The 13,735-nt window shown below is 68.7% G+C and carries 12 protein-coding genes and 1 pseudogene; 5 read left to right on the top strand and 8 right to left on the bottom strand.

Annotated features, from left to right (window positions below):
* Positions 1 to 126: 126 nt before the first annotated feature.
* On the bottom strand, positions 127 to 810 hold the full coding sequence (locus O1Q96_RS24905; RefSeq protein ID WP_269250284.1) for a TetR/AcrR family transcriptional regulator: 684 nt from the start codon (positions 808 to 810) through the stop codon (positions 127 to 129).
* 93 nt (positions 811 to 903) lie between these two features.
* Here O1Q96_RS24905 and O1Q96_RS24900 point away from each other — a divergent pair, with 93 nt between their 5' ends.
* Positions 904 to 1,623, top strand: coding sequence for an NAD(P)-dependent oxidoreductase (locus O1Q96_RS24900; RefSeq protein ID WP_269250283.1), 720 nt, complete (start codon positions 904 to 906; stop codon positions 1,621 to 1,623).
* Positions 1,624 to 1,916: 293 nt separating this feature from the next.
* Here the strand turns inward: O1Q96_RS24900 and O1Q96_RS24895 are convergent, their stop codons facing one another.
* The 4 genes and pseudogenes from O1Q96_RS24895 to O1Q96_RS24880 form a co-directional block, all read right to left on the bottom strand.
* A complete protein-coding gene (locus O1Q96_RS24895) occupies positions 1,917 to 3,092 on the bottom strand; it encodes a hypothetical protein (RefSeq protein WP_269250282.1) in 1,176 nt (391 codons plus the stop codon).
* 118 nt (positions 3,093 to 3,210) lie between these two features.
* Positions 3,211 to 3,789 (bottom strand): annotated as a pseudogene (locus tag O1Q96_RS24890) (transposase); the annotation flags it as partial.
* A gap of 540 nt (positions 3,790 to 4,329) precedes the next feature.
* Complete coding sequence (locus tag O1Q96_RS24885; protein WP_269250281.1) at positions 4,330 to 5,157, bottom strand: IS5 family transposase; 828 nt, start codon at positions 5,155 to 5,157, stop codon at positions 4,330 to 4,332.
* 478 nt (positions 5,158 to 5,635) lie between these two features.
* Positions 5,636 to 6,112 (bottom strand): MarR family winged helix-turn-helix transcriptional regulator, encoded by a 477-nt coding sequence (locus tag O1Q96_RS24880; RefSeq protein ID WP_269250280.1) that lies wholly within the window; start codon positions 6,110 to 6,112, stop codon positions 5,636 to 5,638.
* Between the two features lie 87 nt (positions 6,113 to 6,199).
* On the opposite strand from O1Q96_RS24880, the gene O1Q96_RS24875 reads away from it, so the two are divergent.
* From O1Q96_RS24875 to O1Q96_RS24860, 4 genes are all read left to right on the top strand, one after another.
* On the top strand, positions 6,200 to 7,090 hold the full coding sequence (locus tag O1Q96_RS24875; protein ID WP_269250279.1) for an alpha/beta fold hydrolase: 891 nt from the start codon (positions 6,200 to 6,202) through the stop codon (positions 7,088 to 7,090).
* A gap of 938 nt (positions 7,091 to 8,028) precedes the next feature.
* Positions 8,029 to 9,360, top strand: coding sequence for an MFS transporter (locus tag O1Q96_RS24870; protein WP_269250278.1), 1,332 nt, complete (start codon positions 8,029 to 8,031; stop codon positions 9,358 to 9,360).
* 118 nt (positions 9,361 to 9,478) lie between these two features.
* Positions 9,479 to 10,402: a hypothetical protein gene (locus tag O1Q96_RS24865; protein WP_269253978.1), complete on the top strand. Its 924-nt coding sequence runs from the start codon at positions 9,479 to 9,481 to the stop codon at positions 10,400 to 10,402.
* Positions 10,284 to 10,613, top strand: a complete 330-nt coding sequence (locus O1Q96_RS24860; RefSeq protein ID WP_269253712.1) for a peptidase inhibitor family I36 protein — start codon at positions 10,284 to 10,286, stop codon at positions 10,611 to 10,613. Before O1Q96_RS24865 ends, O1Q96_RS24860 begins: the two co-directional genes overlap by 119 nt.
* Before the next feature lie 129 nt (positions 10,614 to 10,742).
* Here the strand turns inward: O1Q96_RS24860 and O1Q96_RS24855 are convergent, their stop codons facing one another.
* The 3 genes from O1Q96_RS24855 to O1Q96_RS24845 all read right to left on the bottom strand — a co-directional run bounded on the left by O1Q96_RS24855 (position 10,743) and on the right by O1Q96_RS24845 (position 13,439).
* A complete protein-coding gene (locus O1Q96_RS24855) occupies positions 10,743 to 11,111 on the bottom strand; it encodes a hypothetical protein (RefSeq protein WP_269250277.1) in 369 nt (122 codons plus the stop codon).
* Between the two features lie 353 nt (positions 11,112 to 11,464).
* Positions 11,465 to 12,364, bottom strand: a complete 900-nt coding sequence (locus tag O1Q96_RS24850) for an SAM-dependent methyltransferase (RefSeq protein WP_269250276.1) — start codon at positions 12,362 to 12,364, stop codon at positions 11,465 to 11,467.
* 43 nt (positions 12,365 to 12,407) lie between these two features.
* Positions 12,408 to 13,439: a polyprenyl synthetase family protein gene (locus tag O1Q96_RS24845; RefSeq protein ID WP_269250275.1), complete on the bottom strand. Its 1,032-nt coding sequence runs from the start codon at positions 13,437 to 13,439 to the stop codon at positions 12,408 to 12,410.
* Positions 13,440 to 13,735: the final 296 nt, after the last annotated feature.

The raw sequence follows: 13,735 nt of genomic DNA, 5'->3' as shown, positions 1-13,735 counted from the left end.
GGTCTTCGTTCCGTCTTTGACCCAGGCCTGGATGCCGGCTTCGAGGGCTTGGAAGTTCTTCGGGCCCCGAGGAACTGACGCACAGCAGTGGAAGTAACACACCGACTAACGATCAACTACTGGCGCCTAGTTGCCCGCCGTCTCGTCCGGGTGGAGGGCGTCGAGGATGAGGGTGAGGCCGAAGACGAACTCGTCGGCGTAGTCGTAGCCGGGCTTGAGTACGTGCTCGGTGGCCAGCTCGGTCAGGTGGGGATAGGCGTCGGCGGGCATCTCGCGCAGGATGGCGCCCGCAACCTCGTCCAACTCCGCCGAGCCTGTGAAGGGCAGGCTCAGCTCCTGGAGCACGAAGCCGTACAGGTAACTGTCGATCAGTGAGAGGGCGTGCGCGGTCATCGGGAGGGAGAACCCTCCGGCGCGCCACGCCCCGATGACGGCGTCGTGGTGGCGCAGGGTCGCCGGGCCGGGCTGGGAGCGGGAGTCCATCAGGCCGATGGCCCACGGGTGGCGCCGGAGGGCGGCACGGGCGGAGACCGCGCGGTGCCGCATGGCGCTTTTCCAGTCCGTGTCGCGCGGCGGCAGGTCGATCTCGCCGAACACTGCGTCCACCATGCCGTCGAGGATGTCCTCCCTGCCCGCCACATGGTGATAGAGCGACATCGCCTCGACTCCCAGCGGTTCGGCAATGGCCCGCATGGTGAGCGCGGCCGACCCCTTCTCGTCCGCCACCGCCACCGCCGTACGAATCACGCGCTCGCGACTGAGTGGTGTGCGCGCCGACGCCCTGCGTCGGCTCTTGCCTCCCTCGCTCATCCGCCCCTCCATTCCGCTCCCCTTGACCGCCTTACAGCATAAGGCTACCTTGCCTTACAACATAAGGTAGGCCGGTCGGTGAAGGGCTGCGACATGAGCACGGATCGTGCGAAGAAGGTCTGCATCGTCGGAGCTTCGGGGAAGCTCGGGCAGTACATGGTCGGGCACGCACTGGAACGCGGCTACGAGGTGGTCGGCGTGTGCCGGGAGGACAGCGTGCCGAAGCTGGCCGCGTTCGAAGGCCGGATGACCGTCGTCCCCGGCCCCACGAACGACCCGGAGGTGATCCGGCGGGCGGTCGCCGGGTGCGACGGGGTGTTGACGGTGCTGGCGCCCTGGGGGGTGCAGCAGTACGCGTCGGGCACGGCCCAGGCGGTGCTCGACCACGCACGGCCGGGCGCACGCCTGGTCTTCTCCTGCGGATGGCATATCACGCGTGACGGCAAGGACAAGTACTCCCGGATGTTCATCATGGGCGTCCGGATCGCCGCCGTGCTGGCCAAGCTCGTCCGCGCCGTCGAGATCGACGACCAAGTGGAGGCGTGCCGACGGGTGTTCGCCAGCGACACCCGGTGGACCGTTGTGCGCGGCAGCACTCTCAAGGAGGGCGAAAGCCAGGGCCTGCCCGTATGGAGCCGGCACGTGGGCGACCCGGTACTGGCCAGCAACCTGACGCGCCGGGTGGACTTCGCGCTGTTCATGGTGGAAGCGCTCACCAATGACACCCTCGTCCAGGAGGCCCCGGCAATCGTCGGCTGCCGAACCCCCAGCGCCCTCGCTCACTCCGCCGGCCACCACGACCGCGCTCAATAGCGTGCTCCAAGCGCATCGCCGTGACTCTGTTGTGATGTCGAGCGGGAAGTGGAGCTCGCGCGGCCGGTGGATCAGCCGGGAGCGCTGTGGGGGGCGAGAGCGGACCGGTGAAGCACGTCGGTTCCGATCCTCGGCTGCCCGCCGAGAATCGGCCGCGACGGTCATGGACGAACAGGCCGCCGGGACCGCGCATGCGTACGTCCGCCGTCGTGGTCGCGGCTGCTGCGCTCGCGGAAGGGCCGGGCGTCTCGCAGCGCTGCTTGGCGGGAGGAGCTTCTCCTTGCTTGTCGGGGTCATCGAAGCGGCCGCCCTTCCCGCTCGCGTTCAAGCCTCGACTGTTTCCTGGTCGCCTCCCGGGCCTTGTCCCGGAAGTAGATCGCCTCCTTGTGCGTGATCGGCGCGTCGTGGAGGTTGTGCGAGCCCCGCAGGAAGTTCTCCGTACGGTCGGCGATGGAGTACGCCAGCGCCTGCTCGACTACCGCGCTGGTCTGGCGCACCTCGCCCAGCTCGTCGCGCAGCTTGCGCAGCAACCCGTCCCGCTCGCGTTCAGCGGCCTCGATGTTCGCCAGGCGTGCCACCACGCTGCCCAGCAGCGGGTCGCGGGAGTGGAACAGCTCGACGGCGCGCCCGGTGGCAGGATCGGCATCAAGGTGCAGGTCGAGCTGCGCCAGCAGGAACGCCGACACCAGCGTGCCCTGGCTCAGCCTCTGGCTGAACTCGCGCGCGGCGCTGTCGCTCACGCCCAGCTCACGGACCGCGGCTGCTCGCGGCTGCTCCCGCAGCGCGTTCATGATGCTCTCGGGCAGCGCCTTGATGTGCGGCTGGCTCTGCACACCGGCGAGCCGGAAGCCCGACTGGGGGAGCGTGGCGGTCTCGGCTGTGCTGCCCGATCCACCCTTCGATGCCGCACTCTGCACGGCGTCCTGATGGTCGGTGAGCTGGAGCGAGCCGGGCGTTACATGCACGGATTCATCCGGTGTGGCGACGCCGCCGTGAGAAGTGACTTCCGCCGCGGCAGCGTCCTCGACGTCTGGCTGTGCCCCGGGAGCCGGAACAACTTCAGCCATAGGGCCTGCCGGCGCACCGCCCGGGAGCGCCCCGGCAGCTCCTCGCTGTCCACCGCCGTCACCACCACCACCATGCTGGTTGGATCCGCCGGTCCGCTCGGAGTCGCCGGCGTCGGGCTCGTAGTCCGGCTCCAGATCCAGGCGATCCTCTTCGGCGTCCACGTCGGGATCAGCCTGCAGACTTTCCACCTCGGGTTGAGAGTCGACGTCGCCGGCCTCATCAAGCAGCGCCTCCGGCTCGGGCGTTGCCACCTCAGGCCCAGGCTGTGCCGCCTGGGCCTGGACGCGCTTGAGCTCCTCGCTCCCGCCGCGCCGGTAGGCGTCGAGGAAGGATGTGTCCACCTCGATCACTTCGGCGGTGGGTGTGGCCGCTTCCAGCATCTCTGCGAAGTCCCGGCTCATCCGAGCTCACCGTCCTCGTCATCCAGGACGTAGTTGTCGCCGCGGGTGAGCCCGATGAGGGAGTCGAAGCCTGTGGTGACGACGCGTTCGAGGTTCACCGAGGTCTTCGCCAGCTGGCCGGGTCCCCGGCCTGCCACTGGCCCGCGATGATGAGCCGCTCCACGACTCCTCGGAGCTGGTCAGCGGTGATCGCGGTCGCGTCGTCCGCCGGGCCGAGCCGGACCGCGTCCAGGATCGCGGTCCAGGACGCGGCGCCCGGCTCCAGCACGGCCACGAAGGAGCAGGGCCAGCCCGGAATGAACTGCGACGCCGTCTTCGCGCGGCCGTAGACGTGGCAGAACAGCCGCTCCGCTGAGCATGGTGCATCCGAACGAAGCCACGGCGACACGTCGACCGCCAGGACCAGGCGCCCGCCGTCGAAGTGCGGCAGCGACAACCCGGCCAGCACTGTCCGCAGCCGGTCGACGTCGGGCCGGCCGTGGTTCAGGCCGCCGTACATCGCTCCGTGCCCACGACGATGCTCGGGCAGCAGCGTCAAGTCCACCGGGGACTTCACCGCACCGTCCGCACACAGCACCGCGTCCACCAGCTCGAACAACTCGTCGCGTCGAGCAGTCAGACACTCGTAGAACTCACCTCGGAAGGCTGACGCTTCCGCGAACGCTTCCCTCCGGACAGCAACAGGCAGCAGACTCACCCCCACGGCCTTCGTCGTGGTCGCGTGCACCTTGGTCGGAGCACATGATCAGACGAAGGCCGTTCCTGCGTCCGGTGATTGTCGGGCTTACGATCAAGTTCGACGGCCGTTCGAGGCCCACATGGGGGTGCGATGTCAGAGATCGCTCAGTGGCTCAAGGACTGGCATGCCGCACATGAACACGAGCTTCGCTCTCGTGGGATCAGCTCTGCGGTGAAGCGGCCCGTCCCAGGAACCCCGTCCCGAGGGCGGCCGAAGGCCACGGCGGTGAGCCTCAGACTGGAATCAGACGAGCGCACGGGGATGGCGTTCCTCTGGGAATCGGGTGCCACTTCACTGCTCTTCATCGACTCCGGAACCGAGAACACCTGGCAGGACAAACCGGTGCTCACCTCCGAGAACGACCTGCCACAGATCCTGGCGCCCCTCGTGAAGCTAGTCGAAGCAGCTACCGACGGTAGTTAAAGAACAAGGTAAGCGGCTGTTTGTAAAAGAGTGTTTTGTCCTGGGGGAGTGTTTGGTTCGACGTCAGGTGTCGCGTCAGTTCAGGGTGGATTCGCGGGTCAGTCGTCTGCTTATGGGGTCGATCATCGCGAGGCGGATTATGGCTTCGGAGCGGTGCGGGTGGGTCTCGTAGTCGCGGGCGAGGCGGCGGTGGTGCATGAGCCAGCCGAAGGTTGGCTCGGCGACCCAGCGCCTCGGGATCACCTTGAAACCCTTTGCGGCAGGATCTCGGCGGACGACTTCGACGTCGATGCCCGGGCGGGCGCCGTGGTCGATGGCCTTGGTGTGGTAGCCGGAGTCGGTCCAGGCCTTTGTGACCTGCGGGTTCGCGGTGGCGATCCGGGACAGCAGGTGGATGCCGCCGGCGTTGTCCGAGACGCTGGCGGCGGTGGCCCGGACGGCCAGGAGCAGGCCGAGAGTGCCGACGCCGATGTGGCGTTTGCGGCCTGCGATCTTCTTCCCTGCGTCGATGCCCTGACCGGTGGCCGGCGCGTTCGGGGAGGTCTTGACCCTCTGGGTGTCGAGCACGCAGGCGCTGGGCTCGGCGTCCCGGCCTTCGGCCTGTGGCACCAACTGGCGCAGGACGCCGTTGAGCTGGTCGAGGAGGCCGTCCTTCTGCCATGCGGCGAGGTACCCGTAGACGGTCTCCCACGGCGCGAAGTCGTGCGGCAGATAGCGCCATGGGATCCCGGTCCGGTCGGCATACGGGATGGCGTCCATGATCCGGCGCAGGTCATGCTGGGGCGGGTGCCCGATGTCCGGGCCCTTGCCCCTGCGCTCGGCTCGCCGGGCTGTCAGGGCGGGCCCGGTCAACTCCCAGCAGGCATCGGACAGATCGCTGGGATACGGGCGCTGTCGCGTCATGTTGCGTTGGTACCGTCGCGAGCAGCCTGTCCCCAGGGCGCAAACGGCGTCATGCGGGGGAGCTTTGGGATCAGACAGGAGCGAACTGCCTGAAACGGCCCGCCCGATGACACCCTTCGCCACATACACCCCATGATGCGCCAGGGCCCCAGCAGTCCCAGACCGACGCACCACTGAAGTATCACCAAACACACCCACCGGGACAAAACACTCTTTAAGCACTTGTTTGGGCCCCACCCGGCGGGGTTGTTCTGTCCCCACCCTTGATCATTTCCAGGTTACCTTGGCCCACCTCCGGCTACGGGTTGCGTGCGTCGAGACACGCCGAGTCACTGGCGGTGGTGGGCGGTGCGGTCTGGAATGTGGGAGTCTCGGCCCCGCCGATGTCTCCGGCGGCCCCGAAAGCGGCCCCGAAAGCGGCGCCGAAAGCGGCGCCGAAAGCGGCGCCGACCGGCCGACCGCGACCCTCGGCTGACCGCTAGCGCAGTTCCTGTCCCGCCGCCCAGCCCGGAGCGTCGAGGTTGATGGGCGAGTCGCCGACGAATTGGGCGAGCTGGGTTTCCAGCTCGGCGAGTTCGGCGGCGCCCAGACGCACTTCCCAGCGGGCCCGCACCTCGTCGAAGATCGCCGTGCTCTCGGTGATCAGCCCGATCCCGTGATCGGTGATCCGGATGTTCTTGCGGCGGATGTCGGCGGGGTCGGTCTCGGTGGTGACGTACCCGCGTTCGACGAGCGCGGCGATCGTCTTCGCCGCGGCCTGCTTGGTGATGGCGAGTCTGCGGGCCAAGTCCGAGGCGCTGTCGGCGCCGGCTCGGATGGCCCGGATCGCGTACTCGTGCGACGGCCGGGCACCGGGGTACCCCCGGGTCGCCAGCTCCCGGACCACTTCGTCCACCAGATTGCGATAGCTGCCCAGGAGCAGCAGGGCGAGATCGGCGCCGGATCGTGAGGACATGACCACAGTCTAGATCTTCCCTTGACGTGGACAACCAGGTTGACCAACACTGGAGTCAACCTGGTTGTCTATCTTGGGAGTCATCGCATGACCAGCTCTTTCGTGACCGCCTCGCCCGCCGTGGCGGGCGTCACGCACCACACCGCCGAGGTCAACGGCACCACGTTGCACTACGTCTCGGCGGGCGACACCGGCTCCCCGATCCTGCTGGTGCACGGGTGGCCGGAGTCCTGGTGGGCCTTCCGCGACGTCATCCCGCTGCTCGCCGCCACCCACCGGGTGTTCGCCGTCGACCTGCGCGGCTTCGGCGACTCCGGCATCGCCGACGGCGACCACGACTTGGCCACCATGGCGGAGGACCTGCACCGGCTGGTCGCCCACCTCGGCGTCGGGCCCGTGCACGTGACCTGCCAGGACATCAGCGGCGGGCCGGTCTTCGCGTTCGCGGCCACGCACCCCGGCGACGTCCTCAGCTTCACCGGCGTCGAGACCACCCTTCCGGGGTACGGCTGGGAGGTGCTGGCCGACGTGAGGAACGGCGGCTCCTGGCACGTGGGATTCCTGGCCGCCCCGGGAATTCCGGAGCTGTTCCTGGCCGGCCGCGAGCGAGTGATGCTCGACTGGGCCGTCTCGGTGATGACGATGGTGCCGGGCGGGGTCACCGAGGCCGACCGCGACGAGTTCGCCCGCACCTACGCGCGGCCGGGCGGCTGGCGCGGCACCGAGGGGCTCTACCGTTCCTCCCTGACCGGCGGCGACCGGATGCGGGAACTGGCCGAGTCGCGGCCGCTGACCGTTCCCGTGCTCGCCGTCGACGGCATCAACGCCCCCTACACCGAGCGGACAATGCGCCAGGTCGCCGGCGACGTCACCGCGGTCACGATTCCGGACGTCGGGCATTTCGTCGCGCAGGAGGCGCCCGCCGCCTTCGCCACGGCGGTCGGCGACTTCGTCGACCGCGTCGACCGGAGCCGCTGAACGGCCGAGTCCCTGCACCGCCACCCTCCGTGCCCTCTCCGGCCTGCCGCTGATGCGGCCTCGAGCCGGGGCAGCGCCGTTGCCTCCCGGATTCGTGCTGCGGAGGTGGGCAACTCCCGCGCCGACACCGCGTGTTTCAACCGCGGATACGCCGTCCGCTCGATCGACGCCACGAAACCACCACCCGACCATCAACCGGACAAAAGCCCCCGCGTGGCGACGGCTCTGACGAACATCAATGCGACAGGAAAATCCCCAGCTCAGCGCGATGCATCACTGCCCTACGGCAGGTTTCCGGCGTACTCCGGTCGGACCTGCTCTTCGGCCTGCTCTTTCTACTTCTCGCGCAGCTACGTGAGCTGATGCGGCAGATCGGCCGCACTATCGACGAGGGGCATGACCTGCGCGGTTCGGGGGACGACGAGCCCTCCGACAAGTAGCAAGACAGAAGGCCCCGCTCCTCGGCTACCGAAGGGAGGGGCCTTCTCCGTACCCAGGCGGCCCACGCCGTCTAGATCAACTGCCTAGCGTTGATTTTTCGCTGAAAGCTACGGACGGTCCGACGGCCTGGTGGGGCCAAAAGAACCTGGAACAACCGTCCCCGACCCACCCCACCCTGGGGCCAAATCACGTTGCCCGAGTGGGGCCAGAACTACCTGCTCAAAACAGTGCTGTTGGTGTCTGCCGGCCGCGGTGTGGGCTCCGGCGCCTGCGGCGCGTCTGACCTCACCGTCCGGGCCTCCCGATGAGCAAGGTGGGGATGAGGGCGGGCCGTCGACGGGGGAGCGCTGGCGAGGGGCCGCCCCGGGCAGGGCTACTGCGGGAGCGTGGGTTCCGGTTGTACTGGAGCGCGCAGAGCGTGTCGCTGGTGGTGACGAGATCTCGTTCTTGGCGGTGCCGCTGGCCGCCGTGCTGTTGCTGGAGCGGGTGCGGCCGAGATGGGGTGGCTGACGGCGGCGGAACTGCTGCCCTCGTTGCTGCTGCCGATCCCCGGCGGGGCGTGGGCAGACCGGCAGACAAACCGGCGCAGGGCGATGATCGTCGCGGACATCGGGCGGTTCGCCGCGATCGCCTCCGTAGCGCTGGCCTATGCGTGCGGCGCGCTGACGATGACTCACCTGTATGCGGCGGCGTTCGCCGTCGGGGTGCTCACCGTGCGGTTCCGGGTCTGCAATCACCACGTGTACGCATCCGTGGTCGCCGCCGACAGGTACGTGGACGGCAACGCGCTGCTCACCGGGAGCAGATCGGTGGCTGCGGTCGCCGGACCAGGCGGGGGCGGAGCGCTCGTTCAGGCACTGTCGGCGCCGATCACCCTGCTGATGGACGCCATCACCTACCTGGTGTCGGCGATGTGCCTGGGACGCATCAGGGCGCAGGAAGCGCCGCCCGCACCCCGTGGTGAGGGCGGGCTCGCGGACGGGCTGCGCTGGGTGACGGCGAACCGCACCCCGGCCCTGCTGCTGGCAGGGGTCGCCATGCTGAGCCTGTGCCAAACCCTCACGACAACGCTGTTCGTGCTGTACGGAACCACCGAGCTGGGACTCACCCCCGCGGCGATAGGAACGGTCTTCGCTGTATTCGGGGTCGGCGGCCTGGCCGGCGCCTACGCCGCGCCGCGCGTCGTGCGGCGGATCGGCATCGGCCCGGCACCGTTGGTGATCGGGGCGCTGGCCGCCGCGCACCTCGGCGCCGGCTGCGGGGTCGCGGTCCTGGACATCTCCGCCAACAGCTACCTGATCGCCGTCATCCCGCCCACCCTGCGTTCCCGCGTGATGGGCGTGGTGCAGACCGCCAACTTCGGAGTGCGCCCGACCGGCGCGGTGCTGGCCGGCACGCTGGGCACCGTGCTCGGCCTGCGGCCTACTCTGTGGATCGGTACGGCGTTTGCCGTGTTGAGCGTGCTGTGGGTCGCTGCATCCGGGCTACCGCGCATCCGGAAACTGCCCGAAAATGCCACGCAGCATAGAGAAGGGCAGGAGGAAGCGGGGGGTTTGACTCTGTGGCCGCATAGCTCTCAACGAGTTCCAGGTGTCGCCCCCGGGCGTGCGGGTGCTGGCCGGGGTGAAGCGGCTGCCGGCGCTGGCGCGGCGGCGGGTGAGGACAAGCCGCTGCTGCCGCGCGAGGTCGACGACAAGCTGGTGCCGGCCTGGATGAACACCGTCCTCCAGCAGACCCGGGACGTGCGGTCGGGCACGTACCAGTGGCACGTGGCTTTATCCGTGATGACTACGCCTTTCGTCAGTGTGGCCAGGGCGCTTGGGGTGTGACCTTCGGCCGCGGCGCTCGTTCACCGGCAGTGTGGAAGATCATCACCGTGGTAGCGCGGGGCACGCGCGTCTCAACGGCGTCGCTGGCGGAACGGTTGACTGCCAGGTCGGCTGAACCATGCGACTGATCCGCGCCGTCTGTATCGCGGCCATGGCCCTGCTGGTGACGAGCTGCGCCGATCATCCGACCGCATCCCCACATCGTGAGATCCCGGCCAGCGGACAGGCCCAGGACGACCTCATCAAGTCCGCGCAGCTTGCACTCGTCGCCCGCTGTCTTTCAGGGCAGGGGCTGGGCGTGCCGTCCCTACGGCAACGCCCGAAGTCTGCCACCGCCGAGGACAAGCAGGTCCAAGCCGCCCATTTCGGCACTGACCCCCGCGAGCTGTCCCTCACCCTACCCACTGGGTACACGGTCACCGCCAACACGGATGGCTGCCTCGCCAACGCGCAGCGCGTCCTCTACGGCAATGAGAAGCGGTGGTTCGAGGCCGAGGTGGTCGTCAATAACCTGCGGGCGGAAGCGCAGGTCCGGATGGCGACCGACCCCGATCACCGCGCCGCGATGGCCCGCTGGAAACGCTGCGCGGGACACCTGTCCGGAACGCGCCCGGACCAGCCGGATCCGGCCGTCGCCAACCGCTGCAACCGCGAGAGCGGCCTGGCGGAGGTTGAATCCCGCCTGGAGCCCACCCTGCTGGCTAAGGTGCGCACCGAGCGGCGCGAGCATCTGACCGCTTACCGACAGCTGCGCACAACCGCCCTACGGCGCGCCGCCAACCTCCACCCCGCCTCAACGGCTCCCCAGGTGCCCAGGCGGAGAACCGCCCCGACCACCGATCTGAAACCGACCGAACCGAAAGGGCACCCCCCTCATGACCCTGCAGCGCATCATCACGTCCGCCGCCGCGGCGCTCCTCGCTTTGACCGGAGCCCTGACGGTCTCCACTCCGGCCGGCGCAGCCGACTGCCCCAGCGGACACTTCTGCGCCTGGACGGAAGCCAACTACGACGGTCAGCGCGCCAACTGGCACGGCGATGACGGCTGGTGGGAGAGCTTTATTGAAAGCGAGGACTCCTCGTGGGCCAATCACGGCATTTCGGGTCCGGGTGTTAAGGACCACGTCAAGGTGTACTCCCGGTCACACCTTGGCGGCCACATGACGATCTGTCTGGCCCCGGGGCAGGAGGTTGGCTACAACGGAGCTGCGAACGACGGCGGAAGCTCCCACGAGTGGTCGATGAGCTGCTGAATCGAGTGCATGTCGGCAAGGACGACTCGTCGGCCGGGGTCCCCATGCGGGTGATCACCCCGGGCGACGGTCCCGGCCATTGAGCCCGCGCCCAAGCGTGGACTCGTAAGGCTTGACCGCGACAGGCACTCAGCGCGGGGATGGAAAGCGCGGGACGTCGGCGGGGGTGAGGTCGGGGCGTGGGCGGTGCCAGCGTTCGGCAGTGTCGCGGGCGATGTCGACGCCGACCTCCATGACCAGTTCGGGTCGGACCAGGGCGACGTCCAGCGTTTCCCGCGTGCCCCACCCTGCGCTGAATGACCAGCCCGTCCACGGGTGGCCGGAGTCTGCTGGCGTGAGCAGAGGGGCGATGGTGCGGCCGGGAGCCTGGGGGAGGGTGGTGGTGCGGCCGGTGTACTGGAAGCGTCCGGCGTTGTCGTATCTGCCGAGCAGCAGCGTGCGCGGGGCCGTCGGTGGTCCGGTGACCGCGCCGACGATGGCCTCGGTCGTCTCCCGCACCTTTTACGTCAACCAGCCTCTGACCGAGGGCCGGTACGGGTTGTCGAGCCTCTTGAAGACCACGCCTTCCAGACCGACCGCAGTCCAGGACGCCAGCCACTCGCGCACGACATCCGGGGTGGTGGTCGACGGACACAGTGCCCACGGTGGCGCCGCAGCCGACCGGGCGGTGGGGGCCGCGTCGCACCGCTCCGCGGCGTCCCGGGCTGAGACGCCCCAAGCCCCCGGCCGGGTACACGGCACGGTCGCGCCGCACCACCGGCCGGGCTGCCGCGGTGAGGGCCCGTGCACCTCGCGCGAGGTGCCGCCCCCGCGATGTATCGGGCGCTGGTGAACACGCCGTCAACAGGCTGTCATCCGTCCGCGCGCACGGCGACGTTCTCAGAAGCGGCCTCGCTGATACGGTCCGCGGTGATGACGATGTAGTTCATCTGGCCCTGGCGGTAGGCGTCCAGGAAGTGGGGTTCGACGCCGGTGGCGAGTTCGGAGGCGCTGCGCAGTTCCCAGTATGGAATCGCCTCGGTGGTGAGGTCGGTGACCTGCTTGGGGACGAGGCCGGCGTTCAACAGGGCGCGCAGGTAGGCGGAGCGGCGGTGGATGTGGCACACGTAGTGGCGGTCGATCGCATCGGCGTCGGGGTGGACGTCCGTGGCGGTGTCGTCGCGGCACCAGGTGACCAGGACGTAGCGGCCTGCGGGTTTGAGGAGGCGGGCGAACTCGCCGAATGCCTCGTCGAGGTCGACGTACATGGTCGTCTCGTTGGATACGACGTAGTCGAAGGTCTGGTCGGCGAAGGGGGTGGCGACCATGTTCGCCTCGGTGAACTGGACGCGGTCCTGGTAGCCGTGGCGTACGCCCAGCTGGCGGGAGAAGTCGAGGTGGTGACCGCAGAAGTTCACGCCGTCCATGAGGCAGCCGAACCGGCGGTGGAGGAGGAAAGAGGTCCCTCCGCGGCCTGAGCCCGCGTCCATGATCCGTGCGTCGGCTGGTACCTCGCCGAGGGCGTCCAGGATCAAGGAGACCTGATCGTTCTCCATGCGGTGCATCTCGGCCAGGATGAGTTTCTCCCTAACGTCCAGGGGGGCCTGGAGCACGGAGGGGTCGAAACCGCCCACTCCGTAGTGGTGATGGTAGAGGCCGTCCTCAGCTCCCAGCCGCAGGTTGATGGGGTCGTTGGTCTTGTCGCTCCAGTGACGGTGAAGATCGCGCTCGTAAGAGGTACGGACTGTCGGGGTGTCCAGCGCCTGTTCCACGCATGTTCCAATCGGTGGGTCCGGTGATGGCGGCGGTGCAGTGTCAGCCGCGGGTGACGATGAAGCGGAACAGGCGCCGCATGGCCTCGTCGGCGGCCGGGTGCAGAACTGCGCGGTCGAGATGGGACAGCGATTCGGCGAGGTGGCGGTTGGACAGGGCGGCTGCGCCCGATCTCCCGCCGGCTTTCTCGATAAGGGCGGCGAGCTCGTGCGGCTCGGGCCACAACTCGCGGTCTCTGACCGCATGGGCCAGCGCTTGGGCGTGCGGGCCCCCCGAGTGAAGTGCTGCGATCATAGGCAGGGTGGGTTTGCGTTCACGCAGGTCGCCCATCGGAGGCTTACCGGTCACCGCCGGGTCCGCCCAGATGTCCTCGATGTCGTTGGCGGCCTGCCAGGCAATCCCCAAATGGTGGCCCGCAAACCGGAGTTCGGTGACCGTTTCCTTGCCGGCGCCGCCCAGAGCAGCTCCGATACCCAGGGCGCATTCCAGCAGCGCACTGGTTTTCCCGGCCGCCATCGCTGTGTACTCCTCCAGCCCGATGCCCGCGACCTCCCGGCTGGCGAGGTGCAGTTCCCCGCCCTGGCCGTTGACCAGAGCCGAGGATGCGTCGCCCAGCAGGCCGAGAGTGTCCGGGCGGCCCACTGCCTGAAGGCACCGGTTGGCCGCGACCCACAAGGCGTCCCCGGCCAGCAATGCCCACGCAATGCCGTAGACCGCCCAGACCGCAGGGCGGCCCCTGCGCATCTCGTCACCGTCCATCACGTCGTCATGCATCATCGTCGAGTTGTGGACCAGCTCCATCGCGGCAGCTCCCTCCAGCACCGGGGCGCTGTTGTCGCCGTATGCGGCAGCCGACAACAGCACCAGTGCGGATCTGAGCGCCTTACCCTGAGGAGGCTTGTCCACGGCAGAGCCGTCCTGCTGCGACCAGCCGAAGTGGTAGCCGCAGATGCGTCGAAGCTCGGGGTGCATGTCGGCGACCGTCCGGTTTAGGACCGGGCGCACCAACTCCTGCGCGCAGGCCAGTAGATCCGGAACGGGCGCAGCGATGAGTTCCTGTGTGGTCACGCGCATGCCGGTTCCCCCTCGCCCGGCCACGGGATGTGCCCGGCAGGCCGCGGCAGCTCGGTGCCGGCAGGGCCTGGTCGGGCCGGAGGGGGGCAGCTGGCCGGTTGGGAACGACGTGGCGCTATGCAGACCGTCATTCGAGTCCTCTCGTTGAAACGGCAGGTGAACGGGCAGGGCGTAGACCGCGGGATCGGGCTGGCGCGTGTGCAGCGGCACAGCCGGTAGGCCACCCGCAGGGCGGGGTCCTCGCCCATCAGTTGTGCCACGCGTGTGTGGCCGTGTGGAGAGGGCCGGAGAGTGGG

The organism is Streptomyces aurantiacus (genome assembly GCF_027107535.1).
In the GTDB taxonomy this organism is placed as follows: Bacteria; Actinomycetota; Actinomycetes; order Streptomycetales; family Streptomycetaceae; genus Streptomyces.
Note: the sequence above shows the minus strand (reverse complement) of the source record. Positions and strands in the feature narration are given on the sequence as shown.